At 58.9% G+C, this 23,863-nt stretch carries 20 protein-coding genes and 1 pseudogene; 12 read left to right on the top strand and 9 right to left on the bottom strand.

Features of this window, described 5'->3' with window-relative positions:
• The first annotated feature begins 175 nt into the window (after positions 1-175).
• From VB780_RS17030 to cobW, 5 genes are all read left to right on the top strand, one after another.
• Positions 176-5,638 carry a translocation/assembly module TamB domain-containing protein gene (locus VB780_RS17030; protein WP_323352370.1) on the top strand — a complete coding sequence of 1,821 codons (5,463 nt, stop codon included), beginning with the start codon at positions 176-178 and terminating at the stop codon, positions 5,636-5,638.
• A 75-nt stretch (positions 5,639-5,713) separates the two neighbouring features.
• A complete protein-coding gene (gene lepB / locus VB780_RS17025) occupies positions 5,714-6,337 on the top strand; it encodes a signal peptidase I (RefSeq protein WP_323352369.1) in 624 nt (207 codons plus the stop codon).
• Between the two features lie 226 nt (positions 6,338-6,563).
• Positions 6,564-7,187 (top strand): hypothetical protein, encoded by a 624-nt coding sequence (locus tag VB780_RS17020; protein ID WP_323352368.1) that lies wholly within the window; start codon positions 6,564-6,566, stop codon positions 7,185-7,187.
• Between the two features lie 84 nt (positions 7,188-7,271).
• The gene (locus tag VB780_RS17015; RefSeq protein WP_323352367.1) at positions 7,272-7,706 is read left to right on the top strand and encodes a VOC family protein; all 435 of its coding nucleotides are present in this window, start codon (positions 7,272-7,274) and stop codon (positions 7,704-7,706) included.
• A 94-nt stretch (positions 7,707-7,800) separates the two neighbouring features.
• A complete protein-coding gene (gene cobW / locus VB780_RS17010) occupies positions 7,801-8,865 on the top strand; it encodes a cobalamin biosynthesis protein CobW (RefSeq protein WP_416349243.1) in 1,065 nt (354 codons plus the stop codon).
• 84 nt (positions 8,866-8,949) lie between these two features.
• On the opposite strand, the gene msrP is transcribed toward cobW, so the two are convergent.
• Positions 8,950-9,987 (bottom strand): protein-methionine-sulfoxide reductase catalytic subunit MsrP, encoded by a 1,038-nt coding sequence (gene msrP / locus VB780_RS17005; protein ID WP_323352365.1) that lies wholly within the window; start codon positions 9,985-9,987, stop codon positions 8,950-8,952.
• A 641-nt stretch (positions 9,988-10,628) separates the two neighbouring features.
• On the opposite strand from msrP, the gene VB780_RS17000 reads away from it, so the two are divergent.
• The 3 genes from VB780_RS17000 to VB780_RS16990 all read left to right on the top strand — a co-directional run bounded on the left by VB780_RS17000 (position 10,629) and on the right by VB780_RS16990 (position 13,807).
• Positions 10,629-11,408: an RNA polymerase sigma factor SigF gene (locus VB780_RS17000; protein WP_323352364.1), complete on the top strand. Its 780-nt coding sequence runs from the start codon at positions 10,629-10,631 to the stop codon at positions 11,406-11,408.
• 69 nt (positions 11,409-11,477) lie between these two features.
• Complete coding sequence (locus VB780_RS16995) at positions 11,478-12,491, top strand: hypothetical protein (protein WP_323352363.1); 1,014 nt, start codon at positions 11,478-11,480, stop codon at positions 12,489-12,491.
• 128 nt (positions 12,492-12,619) lie between these two features.
• A complete protein-coding gene (locus tag VB780_RS16990; RefSeq protein WP_323352362.1) occupies positions 12,620-13,807 on the top strand; it encodes a bifunctional sterol desaturase/short chain dehydrogenase in 1,188 nt (395 codons plus the stop codon).
• Between the two features lie 20 nt (positions 13,808-13,827).
• Here VB780_RS16990 and VB780_RS16985 read toward each other — a convergent pair whose 3' ends face one another.
• The 3 genes from VB780_RS16985 to VB780_RS16975 are packed head-to-tail and all read right to left on the bottom strand — an operon-like array spanning position 13,828 to position 16,101.
• Complete coding sequence (locus VB780_RS16985) at positions 13,828-14,697, bottom strand: hypothetical protein (RefSeq protein ID WP_323352361.1); 870 nt, start codon at positions 14,695-14,697, stop codon at positions 13,828-13,830.
• 31 nt (positions 14,698-14,728) lie between these two features.
• A complete protein-coding gene (locus tag VB780_RS16980; protein ID WP_323352360.1) occupies positions 14,729-15,031 on the bottom strand; it encodes a hypothetical protein in 303 nt (100 codons plus the stop codon).
• Positions 15,032-15,045: 14 nt separating this feature from the next.
• On the bottom strand, positions 15,046-16,101 hold the full coding sequence (locus VB780_RS16975; RefSeq protein ID WP_323352359.1) for an ABC transporter permease: 1,056 nt from the start codon (positions 16,099-16,101) through the stop codon (positions 15,046-15,048).
• Between the two features lie 691 nt (positions 16,102-16,792).
• Here VB780_RS16975 and VB780_RS16970 point away from each other — a divergent pair.
• Entirely contained in the window at positions 16,793-17,605 is an 813-nt protein-coding gene (locus VB780_RS16970; RefSeq protein WP_323352358.1) for a prepilin peptidase, read from the top strand.
• Positions 17,606-17,615: 10 nt separating this feature from the next.
• Here VB780_RS16970 and VB780_RS16965 read toward each other — a convergent pair whose 3' ends face one another.
• The gene (locus VB780_RS16965) at positions 17,616-17,912 is read right to left on the bottom strand and encodes a putative quinol monooxygenase (protein WP_323352357.1); all 297 of its coding nucleotides are present in this window, start codon (positions 17,910-17,912) and stop codon (positions 17,616-17,618) included.
• 253 nt (positions 17,913-18,165) lie between these two features.
• Between VB780_RS16965 and VB780_RS16960 the strand changes: the two genes are divergently transcribed.
• Positions 18,166-18,534, top strand: coding sequence for a hypothetical protein (locus tag VB780_RS16960; RefSeq protein ID WP_323352356.1), 369 nt, complete (start codon positions 18,166-18,168; stop codon positions 18,532-18,534).
• 48 nt (positions 18,535-18,582) lie between these two features.
• Here VB780_RS16960 and glp read toward each other — a convergent pair whose 3' ends face one another.
• The 4 genes from glp to VB780_RS16940 all read right to left on the bottom strand — a co-directional run bounded on the left by glp (position 18,583) and on the right by VB780_RS16940 (position 22,054).
• Complete coding sequence (gene glp, locus VB780_RS16955; protein ID WP_323352355.1) at positions 18,583-19,818, bottom strand: gephyrin-like molybdotransferase Glp; 1,236 nt, start codon at positions 19,816-19,818, stop codon at positions 18,583-18,585.
• A 221-nt stretch (positions 19,819-20,039) separates the two neighbouring features.
• Positions 20,040-20,258: a hypothetical protein gene (locus VB780_RS16950; RefSeq protein WP_323352354.1), complete on the bottom strand. Its 219-nt coding sequence runs from the start codon at positions 20,256-20,258 to the stop codon at positions 20,040-20,042.
• A gap of 136 nt (positions 20,259-20,394) precedes the next feature.
• Entirely contained in the window at positions 20,395-21,213 is an 819-nt protein-coding gene (locus VB780_RS16945; RefSeq protein ID WP_323352353.1) for a tetratricopeptide repeat protein, read from the bottom strand.
• A 7-nt stretch (positions 21,214-21,220) separates the two neighbouring features.
• The gene (locus tag VB780_RS16940) at positions 21,221-22,054 is read right to left on the bottom strand and encodes an RMD1 family protein (RefSeq protein ID WP_323352352.1); all 834 of its coding nucleotides are present in this window, start codon (positions 22,052-22,054) and stop codon (positions 21,221-21,223) included.
• Positions 22,055-22,324: 270 nt separating this feature from the next.
• Between VB780_RS16940 and VB780_RS16935 the strand changes: the two genes are divergently transcribed.
• Complete coding sequence (locus VB780_RS16935) at positions 22,325-22,900, top strand: cyclic nucleotide-binding domain-containing protein (RefSeq protein ID WP_323352351.1); 576 nt, start codon at positions 22,325-22,327, stop codon at positions 22,898-22,900.
• Positions 22,901-22,980: 80 nt separating this feature from the next.
• Positions 22,981-23,790, top strand: a pseudogene (locus tag VB780_RS16930) (IS5 family transposase).
• Positions 23,791-23,863 lie beyond the last annotated feature (73 nt).

The raw sequence follows: 23,863 nt of genomic DNA, 5'->3' as shown, positions 1-23,863 counted from the left end.
TACTTTATTTACTGTACCGGGCCGCTGCCGCGCGAACAAAGCCAGCTCCATAGTCGTCTACGTTCCCTGAGGTCTGATTCGGTAGAACGCCAACCATTAAGTTCACCGGAGGTGGTAGGCAGAAGTCGGGGAGTTCATTACTATTGTTGGGTGTTCTGCGGTGGCGTAAACGGGTATGACCCCTTCTCAAGAACCAGAGCCTTCTCAAGAACCAGAGTCAGGGGGCAGCGGCCGCTGGCTCACAGCGGGGCTGCTGCTCGGTGCGCTGCTGGCGTTGGGAGGAGCCGCTGCCTTGGGGGGCTGGCTATGGAGCCGGGATAATCTCGTGCCCTTACTCGCCAGAGAGCTATCGGAGTCCCTCGATCGCCCGGTGGAGCTAGGGCCGATTGAGCGCGTCGGTCTATCCGGAGTGCGGCTGGGGCCATCTGCTATTCCAGCGACACCTACGGACCCAGACAGCCTGTCTTTAGAAGCCGTAGAGGTGCAGTTTAGGCTGTGGGATTTGTGGCGGCGAGAACTCCCCCTCAGCGTCACCCTAGAGCAGGGGGAGCTGTACCTAGAGCAAAACGCCGACCGGCAATGGTTGGACCTGGATCTGGATTTCTCCGATCGCGATCCCGACCGGGATCCCTTGGTTGAGGTAAGGCTCGGCAATCTCTACGTCAAAGACTCCCAGCTGACCATGGTGCCCTACGTAGAGGGGGAAGTGGAGCCGGTGCAGGTGGCGATCGAAAACCTCCAAGGCCAGGTCGACTTCAGCCAAACCCTGATTGAGGCGCCGGCAGATCCCGATTCTCCCCTCGAAACCCAGCAGCTCGATTTAACCCTCAGCGGTGATTCTATCCAGGGGGGCAGCCTCAATCTCACGGGGTCGGTGCTACTGCCTCCGCCCTCAGATGAGCCCAGCGAAAGCGCCGATTCCCCCATCGATCCGACTGAAGTGCCTGGGCCCGGCCTGCAGGCCAACCTCAATCTGCGTACCCAGAAAGCCAGGGCCACTGACATCATGCCCCTGGTTGATTCTTTCTTGGAGAATCCTCTGCCGGTGCAGTTTCCCTCCGGCGTGGTCAGCGGCCAGGTGGATATTGAAAGCGGCAGAGGGGTTCGCACCAGCTTTGTGGGCACGGCGCAGGTAGACGAGGGTACCGTTGTTCACCCCAACATGCCGGAGCCGCTGCAAGAACTTGAGGGCGATGTTCGGTTTCGGGGCCGCACCCTTGAATTTGAGGATGTCACAGCCGGTATGGGCGACCTGACGGCCCGGGCCGGAGGCACTATTGATTTAGATGAGGGCTATGACCTCAGCGGCCAGGTCAACCCGTTTACCGTAGCCCAGGCCGCTGATCTGTTCGGCAGAGAGCTGCCGATCGCGGCCAGCGGCACCTTTGGGGCCGATGTCACCATGACCGGGCCATTGGGCAAACCGGTAATTACCACCGAGCTGATCTCCCAGGATCAGATCACTATCGACCGGGTGGCCTTTAGCGAAGTCAGGGCCACGGGCATTCTCAAAGCGCCCAACCTGGAAATTGATCAGATCTTGGCGGTGCCCGAGGGGGGCGGTGCGCTGACCGGCAGCGGTGTGTTTACCTTTGGTGAGCCGGGGCGGCTGACCCTGGCGCTGACGGGCGATCGCATTCCCGCCGACAGCATTGGCCAGGCCTATGGGCTGTCAGACGAGGTGGCCCTGGGGCCGGTGTTTTTTGAGGCCGAAATCAATGGCCCTGTCAACCAGCTAGTGGGCACCGCCCGCTGGCGCGCCCCGATGGGCGACTACCCGGCCCAGGGCAACCTTAGCCTGGCGGGCAACCAGGTGCGCTTTACCGATACCTTTGTGCAGGTGGCAGGGGGCACCGTAGCCGGTGAAGGCCTGCTGGCCAACGGTCAGTGGAACGCCGACCTGCGAGCCCAGGGAGTCCAGCTCAGTCGTCTGGGATCCGGGGTGGATGGGGTTGCCAGCGGCACCGCTCAGCTGTCGGGCACCCTCGACAATCCCGGTCTGGCGGGCATTCGGGGGCAGGGCAATGGCGCGATCGCCCTGGCGGGCGGTACCGTACTCACCGATGCCAGTCTGGCGGGTGGCCAGTGGAACGCCAACGTGCGGGGCAGCGATCTGCAAATGGCGGCCTTTGCCCCCGACCTCCAGGGCACCGCTGGCGGCAGCTTTCGCCTTACGGGCAGCACCGACAACCTCACCCTGGCGGGGGTGAGGGGGCAAGGCCAGGTATCCCTCTCGGATGGGTTGGCAACGGCGGCGGCCCGATCGCCCCAGCTGGCCCAGGTGCGCGGCCCGCTCACCGCCGACCTGGCCTGGAATGGGCAGTCGGTACTAGTGCGGCAGGCTAGCACCGCTGGGATACAGGCCAGTGGCTTGATTACGCCGCAGCTCAGCGGCCCCGGTGCTCCAGCGATCGCCAACCTCGATCTCAATCTCAACGTGGATAACTTTAGCCTGGCGGCCCTGCCCGTGCCCCAGGTGATTCCCCTGGCGGGGAACGCCTTCTTTAACGGGCGGCTGCGCGGGCGGCCTGGGGCGCTGGCCCTCAGCGGCAACGCCTCGCTGGTAGGGCTACAGGCGGGCGATCTGGCCTTTGCCTCTCCCCTCAGCGGCCCCGTCACCTTCAACCAGGGCGGCGCGCTGGCCGTAGATCTGACGGGCGGGGGCGATCGCGTTTACGTAGCCACCGCCGGGGGCGATCGCGATCTGGCCTTTGAGGTGCGCAGCGGCCAGGCTCTAGCCGAGGGCTATACCCAAGGGGATAATCTCTACGCCACGGTCGCAAACCTGCCCCTAGACGACCTTCGACTGCCCCAGGGGGGCGTTAACGGCATTGGCACCGTCAGCGGCCTGGTGACTTCCGCCGAGATTGTCGCCAACCTGCGCCAGCCCACCCTGCGGGCCACCTTCGATATCCAAGACCCCAGCGTTGGCTATCTCCGCTTGCCCCGAGAAAGCACCACCGTCGCCATTGACCCCGCCGCCCCCGAGCGCCCAGCCGAGGTCAACCGCTATGGTCGCCTACAGGGCAGCGTCACCTACGCCAACAATGTCATCGGTCTGGTCGGTGTGGTGCTGGAGTCGGCCTCTGGGAGCAGCCGCTACCTGGCCAGCGGCACCTATACCCTGGGCGACCAGCCCCAGATCAACGGCGAGCTGGTGGTCGACAACGGCCAAATTCAAGACCTTCTCCAAACCTTTCTGATCTTTGAGCAGGCCGATTTTCGCTTTAACCTGCTCAGCCCCCCCGAGTGGTTTCGTCCGGCCACTGAGGCCGATTTAGCTTCGCTAGGGGAAGTGCAGCCGGCGGGCGATCGCGACGCCAGCCTGCTCGATCAGCTCCGTCGCCTGGCCGAAGTTCAAGAACTCAAGGATATGCTGGCGGCCCAGGGCGAGGCCGCCACCCTGCCCCCCCTCGATGAATTTGTCGGCCGCTTCTCGGGCAAAGTTACCGCCAGCGGCACCGTGCCCGATACCCTCAACATCACCTTTGACCTGGCCGGAGCCGATTGGGTGTGGGGCAACGCCAACGGCAGCAACGGTGCCACCTACCGCATCGACGAAGTGATTGCCAAAGGCAGCTACCAAGACAGCGTCATTCGCCTTGAGCCGATCAGCCTGCGCTCCAACTTCGCAGATTTTTCCGACACCACCCAGCAGGGCGTGGCCCTGGCCACCCTGAACGGCGACTTCAGCTTGCGTCCCGACGACCCCGTGGCTCGCACCCTGCGCCTGGAGGTTAGCGACGTCCCCATCAACGCGCTGCGCCAGCCCCTGCGCCTGCCCGACAATCTTGACGGTCTAGTCAACCTCGGGGCCACCCTCACGGGCACCCTGGCGGCTCCCCAGGTGCGCGGCCAGCTGGCGGTAAACGAGGCTACTATCAACCGCAACGCCATCGATTTAGCCACCGCCAACTTCCGGTACGAAGACGCCCGCCTCAACCTGATCAGCCGGGTTGCCATTGATGAACAGGTCGACCCGCTGCGCCTGGTGGCCAGCGTGCCCCTGACTCTCCCCGGCCTCAGTCAGCAGCCCGCCACCGACACTGTCGACATCAGCCTCAGAGTGCGTGATGAGGGCTTTGCCCTGGTCAACCTGCTCACCCGTGCCATCACCTGGGAATCAGGCCCGGCCAGCCTCGACCTGGCGGTGCAGGGTCGCTGGCCCGTCAATCAGTCCATTCAGGAGGCCCTTACCACCCTCAACGTCACCGGTAATGCCAACTTTGAAGGCGTCACCATCAGCTCCCGTAGCCTGCCCGAGCCCCTCACCAACATTCAGGGCCGCATTGACGTGGTCGAAGGCTCTGACACCATCCGCCGCAGCTCTGTTTACACCAACGGCCTAGTACTCGCCTTCCAAAATCTAGAGGGCGACTTTAGCAACGGCAAGGTAGTCGCTGAGGGCAACCTCAAGCTGCTGCCCTCGGTGCAAGATTTAGCGCCAGGCCTATTTAATGACCGCACAGCCTTAGAAGAGGACGGCACTCCAGTGGCTGGGGGCGACAACCCCTTCCGCGTTACCCTCGACAACATTGCCCTTGACCTGCGCAACCCCGCCGGCACCTACCGGGGCCGGGTCGATGGCAATGTCGTTGTTGACGGCAGCGTCTTTTTACTGCCGCCCTTGGTCTACGGCGAAGTGAAGCTGTCAGACGGGCTGCTTACCCTGCCTGACACGAGTGTAGGGGGCGGCACCGCAACATCCTTTGCCTCAACCTCAGAACCCCGCATCTTTGACCCCATTCCTCCGGTGTTAGAAGACTTTAGGCTGGTGCTAGCCGAGAACGTGCGCCTGGCCATCCCTGGCATTGTGGATGTACGGGCCGAAGGCACGCTCAATCTGTTGGGCACCCTCCCCAACGTCAAGCCCGATGGCCGCATCAACCTGCCCTCGGGCCGCATTAACTTACTCACCACCGAGTTTCGCCTCACAGGGGATGAAAATTATGCGGAGTTTAGCGATCTCGATGAAACCATCGACCCCTATCTGGTCGCCAATCTGTCAGCAGCAGTCCCCGACAGCGCAGCGGCGGGCAATGCCCTGGCTGTCGCCACCCCCTTCCCCCGCAACGAAATCAGCGTGTCTCGCATCGATCAGTTGGGGCTCACCCAGGCTGGGGTACAGACCGTGCGCATTCGCGCCAGCGTCAACGGCCGCGTTAGCCGCGTGGTGAATTTGCAGGGCGTAGAACTATCCAGCACCCCACCCCGTTCCGAGGGTGAAATTGTGGCCCTGCTCAGCGGCGGGCTGCTGGCGGCGCTTGAATCCACGTTGGGCAGTGTGTCAGGTGGTGGCGATGGGTTCCAAGGGCTGCTGGCTTTTGCCGGGTCTGCCCTGCTCAACAACCTTCAAAGTCTTCTCGGATCGGGGCTAGACCGCACCGAGCTGCGCCTGTTCTCGGCCTCGCCACCGGGAGGGCAGCAGGGGGGTGCCCTCGACATTGGCGGCGAGGTGGGCTTCAACTTCTCGCCCAGTATCTCGGTGTCTGTTCAAAAAGTATTTACGAATGTCTCCCCCGCCTTGTTTAGCGTGCGCTATCGCATCAACGACCAAATCACCGTACGGGGTATCACCAGCTACGAGCAGTTCAATGAAAACACCGGGGCCGTTGTAGAATTCCGATTTCAGCCCTGAGCTCAGGGCCATGTCCCCAGGACTGTAAGGTGGAAGGGACGAAAATCGCCCCCATATCTTGACAACGACAAGCCGATGGATCCTAAGCTACCGAAATCTACCCCACCCAATCCCCCCGTCGAGGAGAAAGCGCCGCCCGCAGAGGCCTCGGCCTGGGCACGCTGGCGATCGCTGTGGGCAGGGCAGTGGAGCAACATTCGGGTGCTGGCGATCGCCCTAGCGGTAGCCCTCACCGTACGGGTGCTAATCGCTGAACCCCGCTACATTCCCTCCAACTCTATGGATCCGACGCTGCACATCGGCGATCGCCTGCTGGTCGAAAAAATTAGCTACCGCTGGCAGCCGCCCCACCGAGGCGACATTGTGGTATTTGCGCCGCCCCCGCAGCTGGCTCGGCTGGGGTATGAAGCGCGTCAAGCCTTTATCAAACGGGTGATTGGCGAACCTGGCCAAACGATCGCGGTGCGCCAAGGGCAGGTCATCGTGGACGGCGCACCGCTGCAAGAGAGCTACACCCTCGAAGCCCCCGCTTACACCCTAGAACCCGTCACCGTACCCCCAGGACAGGTGTTTGTCATGGGCGACAACCGCAACGACAGCAACGACTCCCACGTATGGGGTGGGCTGCCCCAGCAAAACATCATTGGCCGCGCCCGGTTTCGGTTTTGGCCCCTCGATCGCCTCGGGCCAGTCAACTAAGCATCAAGGATTCAACCGCGTGAGCTAGCCGTCTTGGCCGTCCACAGTCACACAGGATGCCTAATCGGCAAAACGCGGATTGAACCAAATCTCTATTCCCAAGCCCAGGGCGCGATGGTCTGAACCACAACGCTGCGGCTCTCTGGCTAACCGTCCAATGGGGTACTGCACTACTGTCGAAGGCTAAGGGGTTGTGTAAGATCAAAACGGTTCTGAGGAAAGCCCTATGCTGGTACAGCTCGTTCGCCCCCTGGTACGCACCCAAGTGCAAATGCTGGCCCAGGCCCAGTCGGCCAGCGGCAAGCTGGTGGGTATGGTGTCGCAGTGGCTCGGCTATCTGGGCATTCACGCCGAGGTGACGCAGCTGCAAACCACCGGCGACCGCATTCAGGTATCGCTCTGCGTGGGCAAGCCCGAGCAGTGCACCGAAGCCGAATGGCAGAAAATTCTCGACAACCTCAATCGGGATGTAGACACTACCCCCGCCGTGGATGCTCTCACCTACACCGCCATGCCCCCGGCCCAGCAGAGCAAGGTGCAGCGGCTGCTGGCCTCCATTCTCCACGCCAGTGGGCAAGACCCCCTCGCAGACTGGCCCGCCCTGCGTCCCAGACTAATGGCCCTGGGCATGGAAGAATCGATGCTGACGGGTATTCACTCAGCCCTGAAGGTGCCGATGCCCATGGATCTGTTAGTTGAGCAACTGGAGCCCGAAGTGGCCGCCTTTGTGCTCTCTAAAGCGATTCACATCGCCCTGCTCGACCAGCAGATTAGTCAGGCTGAAGACACCGCCCTCAAAGCTCTGCTCAGCGCCGTCGATTCCGGAGCGAATCGCGAAGCCGTCGCTTAGACACATGCGATCGCCGCCCACCCCTAAACCTTAGATTATTGTGAGGGGAACCTTTGCCCTCGCCGATCCTGCCTACAAATCCTTATGGAATCCTCTACCGTTCTATTTCACCTGGCTTTTCCTGTTGCCGACGTTTCTACGGCAAAGGAGTTTTACGTAGCCGGGCTGGGCTGCGAGCCAGGGCGAGAAACGGCCAACTCTCTCATTCTCAATCTCTACGGCCATCAGCTCGTGGCCCACGCCACCGACGAGCTGGCCCCGCAAAAGGGCATTTACCCCCGCCATTTTGGCCTGGTTTTTTTGGCCGAAACCGATTGGGAAACGCTGCTGCACCGGGCCAAAGATCAGCAGCTCACCTTTTATCAAGGCGAAAAGCGGCGCTTTGCAGGCAGCACCTTAGAACACCGCACCTTCTTTTTGCAGGACCCGTTTTTTAACCTGCTGGAGTTCAAGTACTACTGCCACCCCAGCGCCATCTTTGGTGAGGTAAACCAGGCGTGGGTGGGGGATGCCGAATAATTTACTCCAGCGCTGACGACTGCGCCGCTGCGCCGCGATGGGGGTTATCCCCTCTCTCTGGCAGCCGCTGTGATAGGTTGAGGGTCGGCGAATTGTGAAGGCTATGCATAAAATTCCAGTCACCATCATTACCGGCTTTTTGGGGGCGGGCAAAACTACCCTGATTCGCCAGCTGCTGCAAAACCCCGAGGGGCGGCGCATTGCTGTGCTGGTCAATGAGTTTGGCGAAGTGGGTATCGACGGCGACCTGCTGCGCAGCTGTCAGGTGTGTGATGAAGATGAGATCACCGAACCCGCTGCAACCAACATTCTCGAACTCACTAACGGCTGTCTCTGCTGCACTGTGCAGGAAGAGTTTTTGCCCACCATGCAGCAGCTCATGACCCGCCGCGACCAGATCGACTGCATTGTGATCGAAACCTCTGGCCTCGCCCTGCCCAAGCCCCTGGTGCAAGCCTTTCGCTGGCCCGAAATTCGCACCGCCGCCACCGTTGACAGCGTCATTACCCTGGTTGATTGTGAAGCCCTTGCCGCTGGCGACCTAGTGGGCGACTTGCCCGCTTTAGAAGCCCAGCGCCAGGCCGACGACAGCCTCGACCACGAAACACCCCTCGAAGAACTGTTTGAGGATCAGCTCAACTGCGCCGACCTGGTGCTGCTGACCAAGGTAGATAAGGTGAGTGAGGGCGATCGCACCCGCATCGAAACCTGGCTCACCCAGCAGCTGCCCCGCCCCGTCAAAGTGCTAGGTCTAGCTGGAGGCGAGGGCAGCAGCCCCATCAGCCCTGATTTGCTGCTGGGCTTTAACGCCGCCGTCGAAGACAACCTCGACAGCCGCCCCAGCCACCATGACCATGAGCATGAGCATGACCACGACGACGACATTGTGGCCATTCCCATCGTGCTTGATCAAAGTTTTGACCCCAAGGCTCTAGTCAAGCGGTTAGAAACCCTGGCCGCCACCCACGAAATCTACCGCATCAAGGGCTTTGTGGATGTGCCCAACAAAGCTATGCGCCTGGTAGTCCACGGCGTTGGCCAGCGGTTTGACTCCTTTTTTGACCGCCCTTGGCAAGCCGCCGAACCTCGCCAAACCCGACTGGTCGTCATTGGTAAAGATCTGGATAAAGAAGTGATTCGGGCTGCGATCGCCGCCTAAGTCCCAATTTTGGATTTTGGATAGGCGATTTTGGATTGCCTCACTCACCTACCCGCTCACTTACTCACCTACTCACTCACCCACCTACCCATACAACGCCGCCACATACTCCCCATAGCCGTTGTAGATCAACGTCGGCTGCTCCTCCCAGGTAAACAGCGCCGTGCTTTCCCCCACCAACCGCTCCTTAGCCTGCGACCAGCGAGGATGAGGCACATCGGGCTCTACATTGGCCTCAAACTTGTACTCATTGGGGGCCAGCGTATTCCAGTAGGTGGCGGGCTGCTCAGCCACAAACTCAATTTTGACGATCGACTTAGCTCCCTTAAACCCGTACTTCCAGGGCATTACCATCCGGATTGGGGCACCGTGCTGTTTGGGCAGAGTACGCCCGTACACGCCCACCGCGAAAAAGGCTAAGTCATTGGCCATTTCTTCCACCGTTAGCCCCTCGGTGTAGGGCCAGGGCAGGTCGCGGGCAAAGCCCAGACTGGGGCCAGGGCACACCGCCGAGTCATAGAAGGAGGTAAACCGAACGTACTTAGCTGCTGAAGTCGGCTCCACCGCCGCCATCAGATCGCGCATCGGGAAACCAATCCAAGGCACGACCATCGCCCAGGCTTCTACACAGCGAAACCGGTAGATGCGCTCCTCTAGGGCAAAGCGCTGAGTTAAGTCATCCAAGCTAAAGGTTTGAGGATTTTTTACCAGCCCCGTCACCTCTAGAGGCCAGGGATCGGTCGGCAGGGCTTGGGCGCTGGCCCAGATGTTTTTACTCCCGCCAAACTCGTAGAAATTGTTGTAGCTGCTGGCATACATTTGCGGCGTCGGCTCTCGGCCAGCATCGGCAAAGGCGCTGTTGAGCCTCACCCCACTCAGCGGTTCTCCCAGGGTCTTCGCCAGGTCTGCATCCATGGTCGTCGATCGCTGACAGGCCCCGGCTGAAGCAGCGGCAAAGCCCACCCCTGCCCCAATCAGCGACTTCATAAACCGTCGCCGCTGCCAAAATACCCCCTCGGCTGTCACCCGAGACTCCGGCAGCTGCCAGCCGGGGCGAGACTGAAAGAAAACCATGCGATTAAGCTCTAGATTACGAGCTGGCGATCGCCAGCCTGACGCCATTTTGTCACCGCCTTGCTTCCTGTAAATGAGTTTCGGGTGAGAAAGGTCACACGCTGTTGTGCCTAACGTGAGCACCAACTCCAAACTTATGTAACGGTTCTGACTCGTCTCCAGGGAAAATACGGGTCTTTGATCTAGCTAGCCAAGCCTAAGTCAAAGGAGCAATTACAAAAAGAATAAGATTCACTCCGTCGGCTCCGTAGGAATTGGCAGACTTCGTCAAAAATTTACAGGGCCATAGAAATTACGTAAACAAGGCTACAGCCATTGCAGCACAAGGCTTAGCACCCAACGAAATCTGAGGATAGGCACCCCAGCTCGGCCCCTTGAGACCCTGGCGCTTCTGGCCAGGGCCAGAAGACTTTAGAACAGAATCGCCAGCTTCTATACTAGTGAGGCGAGTCCATAGGTATCCGTAGTTACGCCATTGTGGCCCCTTCCGTCGGCCCTTAGGCTTATATCACGAGCACACGATCCTGTTATGCACAGCCTTGTCGTTAACAGAGAGCCCTAGGGATGCAGCGGCAAGAGACAATTTGCCGCTGCATCCCATGACTACCTCTGTTACTGTTCGGGGCTTTTCCGTCAGGCAGCATAGTTCTCGGTTTACCCGACTGGATTCAACACTTCCTGAGATCGCCATGGTCGCCACTTCTCGATTTCAAGCTAAAGGCAGCACCCTAGAGCTGCTGCGGCTCTATCAGAGCAATCCTGACCTCAATCTGCGCAATCAGCTAGTGCAGCTCAACATTGGGCTAGTGCGGCGCGAGGCCTACCGCTGGCTACAGCAATCTAACGAGACCTTCGACGACCTCATGCAGGTGGGCAGCCTGGGGCTGATTCGTGCCATCGAGCGCTTCGACATGGGCAAGGGCTATGCCTTTAGCTCCTTTGCGATTCCCTACATTCGCGGCGAAATTCAGCACTACCTGCGCGATAAAAGCACCTCTATGCGCATTCCGCGTCGGTGGCAGGCGCTGCAAAGCCAGTCGGCCCGCGTCATTCGCCAGCTGCAAGCCGATATGGGTCGTTTGCCCAGCGATGCTGAGGTGGCCGCTGCCCTCGATATTTCTGCCGCCGAATGGCAAGAAGTCAAGCTGGCCAACCGCAACCGCTCTCTGCTGAGCCTCGACGCCCCAGTGCAAGATGAAGAGTCAGGCTGTCTGGGCGACCTGCTGCCCGACCTCAAATACAAAAGTTTTCAGCTGGCCCAGGAAGATCAACTTCGCCTCCAGCAGGCTCTGCACCAGCTTGAGCAGCGCACCCGCGAAGTGCTGGAATTTGTCTTTCTCTACGACCTCACCCAAAAAGAAACGGCCGAACGCATGGGGATTAGCGCCGTTACCGTATCGCGCCGCGTGAAGCAGGGGCTAAAGCATCTTCAGGTGCTAATGGTGTCTAACGAAGACGAAACCGCCTAAAACGCTCTGCATCGTCAGAATTGAGCTATCGTTTAGGAACATCGGCTCAGGAAGCAAGGAGGCTCAGCCATGGGGGCGATCGCGTTTTTAGTCTTAATTATTCTCGGCGCTTTGCTGGCTACTGTGGGCAGCCTTATTGGCGCTATAGACGCGTTTCAGGTCAGCCCTGTCTGGGGTTTGCTGTCGCTGTTTATCCCCTTTGCTCTCTTTGTCTATTGGATTAAGTTTCGAGGCCGCAAGTGGGCTCGAAACAGCTTCCTGATATTCCTAGGGGGGCTGTTGTCCATGCTGGCATCGATTCCCTTCTTGGGTGGGTTTATTGCCCAGCGAGCGCAGCAGGCCGGTGCCCCCCTCGAAGAGAGCATTCCCGCTGAAGAAGTTCCCATAGAGTCGATCCCTATACCTGACGAGCAGGTGGTTGCCGAAGAGGAATTTGCGGAGCCATTGGTGCCCGTTGCGCCTCAGCTGTCGCCCATCGCCCGGGCCGACCTAATTCAGTCTACAGACCCCAACGAACGCCTTCAGCAGATCAATAACAGCCGTATCGATCCCTTCGCTGTAGTGCCCATTCCGCCCCCGCCGCCGCCGGTTGTTGCCCCGCCTACCCCGCCAACGGGGGGCGCAACCCCTGGTACGGCTACTGCTGCGGCACCGACCAGAGGAGCTGGCGCTACGACCGGGGGCGGCGGTGGTGGTGGTACCGGATCGCCTGTAGCCACGGCCCCTGGCACCTCTGGCACCCCCGGTGGGGGTGGTGCCTCCCCCGGTAGCTCAGGGGCAGGGGGACAACAACCAGCTACTCGACCGCCCTTGGCTCCTTTGCCCCAGCTGCCCCAGCCCACTCTGGCTGAGGCCGTCCTCGTCACCGGGGTGATGACCATTGGCAGTGAAAATTTTGCCGTGGTAGAGACCTCTGCTGGTAGCCAGTACGTCAGGGCCGGTCAGCGAGTGTCTAATGGGCAGGTGCTAGTGAAGCGCATTGACATGCGAGGCAGCGACCCAATAGTGGTGCTCGAAGAAAATGGCATTGAGGTTTCTCGCCCGGTGGGTTCTCCATCTGCAGCGGCTGAACCTTCGGTATAGCCTTGTTCATCTGTAATAGGCAGCAGAGCTCCGGGGCTAGCCTCGGGGCTCTGCTGCTGTTTAGAGGTCTGCACCCCGCAGCAAGTCGTGTCAGAATGTGAATTGCTCGACATGGTGTGGAAATTTGTATGCCGCTTGAAACGGTTGTTTTGCAGGGATTGTGGGGCGCGATCGCGATCCTAATTGCAGAGGCGGTGCGCGATATTTATCATATGGTCAGCCACTACTGGCCGCCCCTCATGCGCCTCCACAACTGGCACCACCGGGCCTACAAAAAAGATTTCACCCCCGTTAGCCCCGACCTCTATCGCCAGGCTCAGCTCTACAATGACACCCCCGAAGCCATCGTCATGACTGGGGTACTGGCGGGGCTAGCGATTTCTACCGACATCTCTGGGCTGTGGCTGGGGTCAATATACGGGCTGGGATTTTTGATGGCGGCGATCGCGCGGTCCCAGGGCTGGTTGCTCACCACCGACCTCACCCACGAACCCGGCGAATTGACCACTATCCCTGGCAACTGGCGGGTCAACCGCACCTATCACTGGCGGCACCACTTCGACGACACCAACGCCTACTTTGCCGGATACTTTACTTTTCTAGATAAGCTAATGGGCACTGCTGTTTCCCTTAAGGGCAAGACCGTGGCGGTTACCGGCGCGTCGGGCACCCTGGGCCGGGCGCTGCTGCAAGAATTGATCCGCCAAAAGGCCCGACCCATTGCCCTCACGACCTCCATTGAGGCTACCTTTGAGGAGGGGGTCACCTGTTGGCAGTGGCAGCCCGGAGCCGAGGCCGACCTGCGCGACGCCTTCAAGAAAGTAGACATTCTCATTCTGAACCACGGGCTGAATGTGCACGGCGATCGCACCCCAGAGGCCATTCACACATCGCTGGAGGCTAACGCCCTTTCAGGCCATCGTTTGATGGAAGTCTTTTTTGGCACGGTGGAAACGTCACCCCAACGGGCTACCAAGGAAGTCTGGGTTAACACCTCCGAAGCCGAGGTCAACCCGGCCTTTAGCCCCCTGTACGAACTGTCTAAGCGATTGATGGGCGACCTGGTCAGTCTGCGACGGCTCGATGCCCCCTGCGTAGTGCGCAAGGTGGTTCTGGGGCCGTTTAAGAGCAGCCTCAACCCGATTGGGGTGATGTCTGCCGACTGGGTGGCCTGGGCAGTGGTGGCTCTAGCCAAGCGCAACGTGCGCAACATCATTGTTACCATTAACCCGCTGACCTATCTGTTGTTTCCGATTAAAGAACTGGCTCAGGGACTTTATTTCAGGCTCTTTACTCGCCAGAATCCGGGGTCATGAGTCTAGGATCTGTCTGGCCTTTAATCTGCTGAAGGAATTTGCCACGGCTGCTGTCTCCAGCCTAGCTGCCGTTTGGCGAACGCGGTATTTACCTGGGGCATGTGGGTCTCGACCACTGCTATAGTCTCTTGCACTAAGGCTTTCAGGTGAAGGGCTGCGGTAGATGCCTCTTGGTGAAATAAACCTTCCAGCCGTAGCGCAAGATTTTGAGGGGCAATCTCCATTTGCTCGATCAAGGTGCCCATGCGCTTGAATTGAAACGTTGAGAAATACAGGCGGTTCAACCCCGCCAGTACACCGAGAATATTTTGAGCAGACTCAATCAGAATTTGGTGATACCAGAGGGTAGCATCGCGCCGAGCCAGCTTTGGCTGCATGCCCCACAGGGCAAAAAAAATGAGATGGTGCTCCACCACGGCTTGGGCGAGTGGATCGGGGTACTTGGCAATATTGGCTTTCCACTGATGAATGAGGGCTTCTCCGTAAAGCGGTATGCCGATCAAGGTGCCGTGCAGCATTTTCATGATGCCGGGTTGAATCTCGAATTTTTCCAGTACGGAGGCTATTTCTGCTTCCCACTGGGCGATCGCAGTGTGGGCAAACTGGCATTCCACCCCGTTTAGCCTAAACGTTTCGCCAACCGCACCCGACTGGCGATCGCCCAACAACTCAATCAGTTCTGCACCCTGATTTTGCTGCCGCGCCTGCTCCAATTCGGCTTCAGTGGGCAACTCATCGTAGTACAACATCACGTCGCAGTCTGAATACTCATCGCATCGCCCCTCGGCCACTGAGCCTGAGACCATAACCGCTTTTGTTTTGGGATTGGCGATATAAGGCCTAACGCTGCGTTGTACGAGTGCCAGCAGGTACTGGGTTCTATCAGCCATGGCTTGTTACCTTGCTGGCGTTGAATGGGGTTTAGCTGCGGTTGAAAAACTCGACCTGGGGCAGTCGAGGGTCATTGACCATGCCTAAACCCTGAAAATCCCAGCGGTTGATCAAGGGTTTGAGGCTTGAGGCAGTGATGGTTTCGATCGCAAATTTGTCGCTCAGTTCGGGGGCATGGGCGTTGAGATAGCTGAGGGCATCGTAGTCGGCGGTAAACACCAGCAGAAACCCCGTAGGCGGCGGCTGGTCAGGGCTGCCCAGCCCGTGGGGGCGAGCTACCAGATAGCTGCCGTCGGCGCGCGATCGCAGCAAGTAGTAGAGCTGAGAAACCATACGTTCTAGCTGCCTCAGTTAATATCCGACAGGCGAATGCGAGGATCGACAAAGCTCAGCGCCAGATCGGCCAGCAGGTTGCCAATAATCAGCAGCACCGCCCCCATAATCAGGCTCGCCATCACCAAATACAAATCCTGGGCCTGTACCGCTTCGAGGGTCAGTTTTCCCAGACCAGGCCAGTTGAAATAGGTTTCGGTGATGAATGCGCCGCCCAGCAGGCCAGCAAACTCAAAGCCCAGGAGAGTAATCAGCGGGTTCACCGCGTTGCGCAGGGCGTGGACATAGACCACCCGATTTTCTGACAGTCCCTTGGCCCGGGCGGTTTGAATATAGTTTTGGCGCAGCACATCGAGCAGTTGCCCTCGGGTAATGCGCTGGAGCCCGGCAAAGCTGGTGATGCTGAGGGCCAGGGTCGGCAAAATTAGGTGCCAGCCCACATCGACAATCTTGCCAAACCAGTTGAGGTCATCGTGGATGATGCTAGTGCGCCCGCCAATGGGGAACAGCGGCGCTACGCTCTGGGCAAAGAACAGCAGCAGCAGGCCGGTCACAATACTGGGCATGCCCTGGCCCAGGTAGCTCAGCACCCGCAACACTTTATCGACCGGGCGATTTTGGTTGACCGCGCTCACAATGCCCATGGGAAGCGCGACTAGCCAAGTGACCAAAAAAGCCGCCAAGGCGAGCAGCAGGGTATTCGGCACCCGCTCCCACAGCAGATCGACCACCGGACGCTGGTAGGCAAAGCTCAAACCAAAGTTGCCGTGAAAGATCATCTGGTAGAGCCAGTTGAGGTACTGTCGCCACACCGGTTGGTCGAGGCCAAACTGGGCCTCTAACTGTGCCAGAGTCTCAGGCGAAAACTGCGGGCTCTGGCGATACTGATCCAGAAAGTTACCCGGAGCTAGCTGAATGACAAAGAAGCTGAGGGCTGAGGCCAATAGCAGGGTCAGGGCCGCCTGCAAAATGCGTTTCAGCACGTAGAGAACGGTTTCGCTGGTGGCGAAGGTCGTCAGACGATCCCAGGGGCTGATCTGCGGGCGGCGAGGTGTAGAAGACTGGGCCATTCCCAAATCGAAGATAAAGGGCTATCTGTGGTGATTCTAAACCAATCGCGCCCAGGCGATAGGGTTTGGCCGCCGAGACCGGCCCCATTCAATCCGTCTGGCCATTCCTAACTCAGAGCAGGGGATGGTGAACCCCAGGCGAGGGGAGAAAGTTCAAAGTCTTTAGTTTTGCGACATTAGATTGCTGAATTGAGCTGATTGAGTTCCTCATCATCTTTGATATTGATATCCCCGTAAGCGCCCTTCAGCCTATGGTAGAGCGAAGGATTCTCCATGAACTGTAAGCTACTCAAAACGGCCCTTGTTCTGGGGGCTAGCGTTGTTGGCCTGAGACCATTGGCGGCCTCGGCCTACCCCCAAGTGCCACCGACATTAGCTCTGCTATGCCCGTTTTGGCCCAGGTTGAGCTAACCAAGACAACCTGCAAATGCAGTGTCCCTGCTCTATTTTGGTCAACGACATCAATTTCACAGTGCTTTTCACCCGCAAAGCTGGGTTTTCGAGCCTGGCCATAGACCGATCGCCTAGCCAGATCGTTCATCCCCAGCGTCCTGGGCATTCTAAACCTAGTAGTTTGTCAATTAATTGAGACAACCACTAATTGGGACAACCCCAAAATCAACGGTATGCTCCCGCGACTGGTTTGGCTCTGACATCCCCGATTGTTCTTTTGTCCGTTCGACTGCCTATTATGGATGCCCTCGTCACCTCAGCGCTTGTGTTTCTGTTTGGTGCCGCCGTGGGCAGCTTTCTCAATGTGGTGATCTACCGGGTACCTGCGGGGCTATCGCTGCTGCACCCGCCGTCTCGCTGCCCTAAGTGTCATACCCAGCTCAAACCCTACGACAACGTGCCGGTGCTGGGCTGGCTCTGGCTCAGGGGGCGCTGTCGCTACTGTCGCACTGCGATTTCTCCTCGCTATCCGCTGATTGAGGCGTTGACCGGGGCGCTGTTTTTGGCGACGTTTTGGCTGGTTGGCCCCACCTGGCTCATGCTGGGCTATTGGCTGTTGCTGAGTTGGCTGGTGGCGCTGGCGTTTATTGATGTGGATACTCTGACGCTGCCCAATTCCCTCACTCAGTCGGGGCTGCTGCTCGGCTTGGGGGTGAAGTTTTTGCTGCCCCTGCTTCAGGGTGAATCTTGGCCTAGCCCCATGCAAAGCCTGCTGGGCGGCATATTGGGAGCGGTCTTGGGCATTTGGATTTTTGACTTGATTACTCTGTTTGCCTCGGCGGCGTTAGGCCAAACGGCCATGGGGGGCGGCGATGCCAAACTGGCGGCCATGCTGGGAGCGTGGCTCGGCTGGCAGGGAGTGTTGCTCAGCGGTTTTTTGGCCTGTGTGGTGGGGGCAGCGGTGGGGGGAGGGGCGATCGCCCTCAAACTCATTAGCCGCCGTCAGCCAATGCCCTTTGGCCCGTTTTTAGCGATCGGTGCCGTGCTCACGCTGTTCTGGGGTGAGGCGTTGATTGGGGCTTACCGGGCGCTGTTTTTCCCTACGCTTTAAAGCCCATCACCTACATCACCAGCGTGTACCACTGGATATCGGGGGGATGATCGACTAGTTCAGGAATCTCGCGCATAAACTCGTCCATATATCCCGAGCGAAAATGGGATTGAAACGCGGCGTCGTTTTGCCATTCTCCTAGGCTGACCAGCTCTCCAGGGTTGGCGTTGCCCTGCAACAGCTCAAACCGCAGACAGCCTGGATTTTCGCGGGCTAGTTCAGCCACTTCAATCATCAGCGCTTTGAGGGCATCAGCCTGCCCCGATCGCGCAATGACTTTGGTAATTGTGCGAATTTTGCGGGTCACGGCTGGCCTCCTGTTGCCTGTGCCTCGCCCCATAGCCTTGACTAAGCGGGCTGGGGTAACTCATGATCTGTGGGGCGATTCCGGAATGGATACTCGCTCCGAGTCGGTTCCCGAATGCTACGTGAATCGCGGCATCGCTGCCTGAACTTGAGCCCACCATACTCCCAGAATGCCCCCTGTGAAACAACGCCCGCAATTTTTTAAGCATGTCCTGTTGCCTTTGGGGCCAATATCGCAATGGTGGCTGGGCAGGATGGTTGCGTTGGTTTTAGGGCTAGCCCTGACTTGGGCTGTTTACCCAACCAGCGCCCTGGCTGCTACCTGGCAGGCGGTGGCCGAAGCCAGCCAAGGCCAGCAGCAGCAGTTTGTCGATGTCGATTCTATCGAGCCTAGGGGACAGGGACATGTGCGGGTGGCTAGTTACTATGTCGATCGCCGCTCTGGGCAGCCCCAGCGCACTGATTATTTGACCGAATATGACTGCGATCGCCGCCGCTTTCGCGATGTCGAGTTCAATGGCCCCGTGGGCAGCGATCGCTGGATGCCCGTTGCCCCCGATCTCCTCAACTCTGCGGCGATGGAGTATGTCTGTGAGGCGATCGGCCAGAAAAAGCCAGCCTAAGCCGCCTGCGATCGCCGTACTCTGATCGGAGTCGAAGGGGCCGACCTGCTAAGAACCCACCACCATTACTGAAACCGTAGCTCCTGCAGGGATCAGTTTTGTCCCCACCGGCACCGCCGCCAGCGCGTTTGTTCCCGCCAGATTGATTAAATTGCCAGAGTTGTGCCCGCCGCCTGCTAACCCAAACTCGTAGCCCTGGGGAGTCGCTGTAAGCTTTCCCCACAGGTAGGTTTCTCGCTGGCCCCCCGCCTTCAGCGCATCGCGAGTCGTAGCGGGCACAAACGTTGGCCCCCAGCTGGTAGCTAGGCCCGATCGCTTCCGCAGCGCCGGGGCTACAAACCGCCAAAACGTCACCAGGGCCGACACCGGGTTGCCGGGTAGGCCAAAGTACAGCGGTGCAGCCCCCCCCTCTGCCGGGAAGGTTGCCACAGTAAGCGGTTTGCCGGGCTTGACCGCCACCGAGCGAATATGCAGCGTCGCCCCCAGCTCCGCCAAAATCTCATCGACATAGTCGTAATCGCCTACAGAGACGCCCCCGGATGACACAATTACATCCGCTTGAGCCAGCGCCGACTGAATTGCGGCCCTCAGCGCCTGGGGCTGATCGGGCACAATGCCCAGGGGCAGGGGAACTGCCCCCGCCTGCCGCACCAAGGCCGCCAGCGCATACTGGTTAGAATCGACAATTTGCCCCGGCTGAAGCGGCGCATCCGGCATCACTAGCTCATCGCCCGTGGAGAGGATTGCTACCCGAGGCTGGGGAAATACCGGCACCTGAAGACACTGGGCTGAGGCCAGTACCGCCAGTTCTGGCCCGCCGATGGAGAGGCCTGGGGCCATAAGCAGGTCGCCTGCCCGACAAAAGCTGCCCTTGTGGCGTACAAACTGCTGCGGCGCTGGGGTTTCTAGCACCAAAACGCGATCGCCCTCGCGCTGGGTGACTTCTTGAATCACGATGGTGTCGGCTCCAGCGGGCAGCATGGAGCCCGTGAGAATGCGGGCGGCCTGGCCTGGGCCGACGAGTAGCTGGGGCGATCGCCCCGCCGGAATTGTCTCCGTCAGCGTCAGCACCTTGGGCTGCCCAGCACTGGCTCCCTGCACATCCTCGTAGCGCACGGCATAGCCATCCATCGCCGAGTTATCCCAGTGGGGAAAATCGAGCGGGCTGGGAATAGCCTTGGCGAGAACGCGACCCAGGCAGGTGTTTAGGGAAACCAGCTCTACCTCGGTTGGCAGTGGCATTAGATCGAGAATTTTGGCTTCGGCCTCGGCGGCGGGGAGCATAACGGGTGAGGGAATGGGGGCGGTGGTGAGGATGGGGAAGGAGATGAGAGGAGTTCTGAGTGCTTAGTTTTAAGTGTTGAGTTGATCGCGCCTATCTATGGGAATGGAGACGGTAGGCGTCAGGAGATTTTTGCGAAAGAAGATACCAGCTTTCATCCAGCGACTGTAGCCACCGTAGGGTGGGCACTGCCCACCACTGGGAAACTGTTTTTGCAATCGCCTCAGAAGTCGGGGCGGGTGATGAGGCAGCTGAGGCCCAAAGCGACTGAGCCGGCTAGGGTAGCGGCGGCTGAGGCATCGGCACCCAAAAAGACCAGCAGGCTATAGAACCCCAGCCCCACGCTGGCTACCAGACCCAGGGGGGTGGTGAGAAAGTCTAAGAACTCCAACAGCCCTTCGAGAAATCGCAAAAACTCAAGCCAGCGTGCCAGGAGGGACATAGGGTTTACCGATTAGGTAGCGTTGGCCAAAATGCTAAAAAATCAGCTTAGGGAACTGTCTTTACAATAACTGTCGTGGCTTTAACCAAACGCTTTTGGCCTGATATTCTTTAAACTTTCCTAAGTAAAGGTTTGGTCAATAAAGGGCTTGCATTAGGCGTTTGCGGTAGGTGAGGGTGAGGGGGTCGTCGTTACCCAAGAGTTTAAAGACGGTGAGCATGGCCTTGCGACCAGCGTCACTGTGGTAGGTGCGATCGCGCTCCACCACCCCCAAAAAACCCTCTAGGGCGGCGGCAAAATCGCCCTCTAGCGCTGCCTGCCCTGCGGCTCCGTAGGCGATATCTAAATCAGAATTCCCCAAGTCGGCTAAGGACTGGCGCAGGGTGAGCAGGCCTCGAATGCCATCGGCCCGGTCGGCGGTGGCGCGATCGCTCGGGTCGATCAAATCTAAATACTGGCTGGCCAGGGCATCATCTCCCTGCACCAGGTACACCTGGGCGGCCTTGAGCAAAATCTGGCCATTGTTGGGGTAGCGGGTCAGCAGCGTGGCTAGGGCGGGCAATACCTCAGCTTTATCCCCACTGACCTGGGCGGCTTCAAACGCCGCCAGATCTTGCTCCAGAGAGGATTGCAGACCTAGACCAGCCAACAGCTCCCGCAGCTGCGGCTCGGGCAGCACTCCCACAAACCCCTCCTGCACCTGCCCCTGAGTGACAACACGCACGTCGGGCACCCCCTCGACTTTGAAGGCTTTGGCCAGATCGGGGTTGGCGTCAATATCGACCTTGGCCAGGGTGAAGTCGTATTCCTGGGCGAGCTTTTCGAGCATGGGTTTGAGCAGTTGGCAAGGGCCGCACCAGGTGGCAAAAAAATCGACCAGCACCGGCCGATCAAACGACGGTTGCAGCACCGCTTGCTCAAACTCAGTTTGATTCACGACAATAGACTTTCCCATCGGAACCTCAGCGGGGGCGAACAAACAGGTCATAGAGCGACAGCAGCACTTCTACCACAATCAGCAGCACCACATACCACTCCAGCCGCAGGCCGGTTTGGTGCCGCTGGAGATCGAGCACCGTTTCAGCGGTGCGGCTAACCAGATCGAGCTTGCGCTCTAGGGCAGAGTGGCGATCGCGAATTTCGTACTCGTCTTCCAGGCGGTGGTAAAGGAAGTCAAGCTCAGGGTACTCCCACAGCAGCTCAGGCTTATCGACGATTTCGACTCGACCCACAATTTTGTGCTGAATCATCAACGTCTGGCCAATCTGCTTGAGTAACTGGTCGCCCTGAACGCTAGGGCGGTGCTGGTGCTGTAGCTCCACAGCGTAGGGCTCAATGCGATCGAACACAGCGGCGGCACCGATCTCGTAGTGGGCCAAGACAACGCTCTTAGCCATCACATCGGCCACTAGATGCAGGTGACGCCCATCAAGGGACGACAAAAAAATCAGCCCATCCTGCACTTTGCCGCTGCTGTTGGGGGCCAGGCGAATTGTAGCGGCTTCGGTTTCGGGCTGGTCAATGGGGGTTGCAATGTGGGGCTTGAGAGTGGTAACAAAGGCTTGCTCAGCCGATTCTGAAAGGCCAAATAGCACTACGGCACCGTAGCTGAACAGCACGCCCTGCCCGGTCTCACCGACGGGCACCATCAGCGGCGACGACGGAGCTAATGCTGGGCCGTTGGGGTTAGCCAGGGCACTTAGATCAATACTTTGGCCTAAAAAATAGGCTCGCACAGCCACGTCGTCGGTGAGGGCCGAGGCTGCCATGGCCGTCCCCGGAGTCGCAGTAGTCATGGAAAACTTAAGTAGAGAATGGGCAATATCTGGCGGCCCGAAGGCCAAGTCTCAATCCTTCAACTGGTGTTGAGAACTGTTGCAGAACACCAATACTAGAGCAATGTTCCTTACATCCCATCGTAGGCTATGTTAGAAAACTGGCATGATTGACATCAGGTAGCGATACGGCAATGTTCCTCGGCTGGCCTCTGTCCTTGGGGTGCAGATCAGTGGGTGCTGTTATCACCGCCATGGGCGGTTCGGGTATTGTGACGTGGGGCCGCAGTCATGAAGCGTGTGGTATTTATTCTCGGGGTTTTAGACGATGAAGACGTTGATTGGCTGATTGATGCTGGTCAGCGTCGAGAACTGCAACCGGGAGAGGTGTTGATTCGTGAGGGTGCCGCCTGCGACGATATTTTCCTCATTCTAAACGGTAGTTTAGAGGTTTCGGTGGCGGCCATGGGCGACCAGCCCATTGCTCAGCTGGCAACGGGTGAGGTGGTGGGCGAAATGTCGTTTGTGGATGGTCAACCGCCTTCGGCGACGGTAACGGCCCTCGAAGCCGGTATTGTGCTGGCCATTTCCTGTAGTCAGCTGCGTCACAAGCTACAGCATGACATGTGGTTTGCCTCACGCTTTTATCGAGCGTTGGCTATTTTGCTCTCGAGCCGCCTGCGCAGCACCGTCAAGCACCTCCAGGGCGAGCACTGGCGTCCGGTGGCTAGCCCCAATGAGGCTGGGCTCGACGAGATGGGCGATATGCTCTCCATGGGCAACATTCGCTTTGACTGGATGCTCAAGCGTCTGCGCAATGTCAACTCCAACCCTTGGGAAGAAATTGAGGTTGACTCTAGCGACTAGGCAGTGTTTTAAAACCGGCGATACGATGGGAGTGTAGATTAGTACACTTAAACTGACAGCCTTTGGCAGAACGCAATCCTATTTCACGACGAGATTTGACCAATGATCAATGGCAACGCTTACAGCCATTGATGCCTAAACCGAGCCCTGAAGGCGGACGACTGCCCAATGACCATCGCGTTACCCTCAATGGCATTCTTTGGGTCTTACGTACGGGTGCCCCCTGGCGCAATTTGCCCGACCGATATGGGGCCTGGGAAACGGTATCGGGACGATTTTATGCCTGGCGCAAACGCGGACTTTGGTCTGAGATCCTGGAGCGGTTGCAGCAGCACGCCAATACGGCTGGGGAGTTTGGCTGAACGCTCCATTTTGTCGATGGCAGCGTGATTCGAGCGCATCAGCACGCCGCTGGCGCTAGCGGCAGTTCAGCCGAGCAAGAAGCTCTTGGCTATAGCCCAGGCGGCTTCAGTACCAAGATTCACCTCCGTTGCGAAGCGTCTGGCAAACCGGTGACGTTCTCGCTCACAGTTGGTCAGCGTCATGAGGCCGCGATGGTTGAGCCATTAATGGAGCGAGGGGCCGTCAAGCGAGCGGGGCCGGGGCGTCCCCGCCTCCACTCGAAACGGGTTGCAGGGGATAAGGGGTATACCGGCAAACCCATTCGTGACTATCTGCGACGGCGGGGGATTGGCGCAATGATTCCCCGGCGGGCGAATGAATCTCGCCAGGGCACTCGCTTTGACCACGCCGCCTATCGAGAACGAAATCGGGTCGAGCGTACGCTAAATCGATTGAAGCAGTATCGGCGCATTGCCACACGCTATGAGAAACGAGCGGTCAATTATCTTGCCCTGCTGACGATTTCAGCCATGATGCTTTGGCTTTAAACTTCCAATCCTGAAGCTGTCTCACGGATCGTTAGCGGCAACAGATGTTGCCGGAGGGGTTTCATAACACGCC

Origin of the sequence: Leptolyngbya sp. CCNP1308 (genome assembly GCF_034932455.1) — a bacterium.
Lineage (GTDB): Bacteria > Cyanobacteriota > Cyanobacteriia > Phormidesmidales > Phormidesmidaceae > Nodosilinea.
Note: the sequence above shows the minus strand (reverse complement) of the source record. Positions and strands in the feature narration are given on the sequence as shown.

Excerpts from the sequence above, each read along its gene's own strand:
- VB780_RS17030 (WP_323352370.1), top strand. The coding sequence starts at position 176 with ATGACCCCTTCTCAAGAACCAGAGCCTTCTCAAGAACCAGAGTCAGGG.
- lepB (WP_323352369.1), top strand. The coding sequence starts at position 5,714 with ATGGATCCTAAGCTACCGAAATCTACCCCACCCAATCCCCCCGTCGAG.
- VB780_RS17020 (WP_323352368.1), top strand. The coding sequence starts at position 6,564 with ATGCTGGTACAGCTCGTTCGCCCCCTGGTACGCACCCAAGTGCAAATG.
- VB780_RS17015 (WP_323352367.1), top strand. The coding sequence starts at position 7,272 with ATGGAATCCTCTACCGTTCTATTTCACCTGGCTTTTCCTGTTGCCGAC.
- msrP (WP_323352365.1), bottom strand. The coding sequence starts at position 9,987 with ATGGCGTCAGGCTGGCGATCGCCAGCTCGTAATCTAGAGCTTAATCGC.
- VB780_RS17000 (WP_323352364.1), top strand. The coding sequence starts at position 10,629 with ATGGTCGCCACTTCTCGATTTCAAGCTAAAGGCAGCACCCTAGAGCTG.
- VB780_RS16995 (WP_323352363.1), top strand. The coding sequence starts at position 11,478 with ATGGGGGCGATCGCGTTTTTAGTCTTAATTATTCTCGGCGCTTTGCTG.
- VB780_RS16990 (WP_323352362.1), top strand. The coding sequence starts at position 12,620 with ATGCCGCTTGAAACGGTTGTTTTGCAGGGATTGTGGGGCGCGATCGCG.
- VB780_RS16985 (WP_323352361.1), bottom strand. The coding sequence starts at position 14,697 with ATGGCTGATAGAACCCAGTACCTGCTGGCACTCGTACAACGCAGCGTT.
- VB780_RS16980 (WP_323352360.1), bottom strand. The coding sequence starts at position 15,031 with ATGGTTTCTCAGCTCTACTACTTGCTGCGATCGCGCGCCGACGGCAGC.
- VB780_RS16975 (WP_323352359.1), bottom strand. The coding sequence starts at position 16,101 with ATGGCCCAGTCTTCTACACCTCGCCGCCCGCAGATCAGCCCCTGGGAT.
- VB780_RS16970 (WP_323352358.1), top strand. The coding sequence starts at position 16,793 with ATGGATGCCCTCGTCACCTCAGCGCTTGTGTTTCTGTTTGGTGCCGCC.
- VB780_RS16960 (WP_323352356.1), top strand. The coding sequence starts at position 18,166 with ATGGTTGCGTTGGTTTTAGGGCTAGCCCTGACTTGGGCTGTTTACCCA.
- glp (WP_323352355.1), bottom strand. The coding sequence starts at position 19,818 with ATGCTCCCCGCCGCCGAGGCCGAAGCCAAAATTCTCGATCTAATGCCA.
- VB780_RS16950 (WP_323352354.1), bottom strand. The coding sequence starts at position 20,258 with ATGTCCCTCCTGGCACGCTGGCTTGAGTTTTTGCGATTTCTCGAAGGG.
- VB780_RS16945 (WP_323352353.1), bottom strand. The coding sequence starts at position 21,213 with ATGGGAAAGTCTATTGTCGTGAATCAAACTGAGTTTGAGCAAGCGGTG.
- VB780_RS16940 (WP_323352352.1), bottom strand. The coding sequence starts at position 22,054 with ATGACTACTGCGACTCCGGGGACGGCCATGGCAGCCTCGGCCCTCACC.
- VB780_RS16935 (WP_323352351.1), top strand. The coding sequence starts at position 22,325 with ATGAAGCGTGTGGTATTTATTCTCGGGGTTTTAGACGATGAAGACGTT.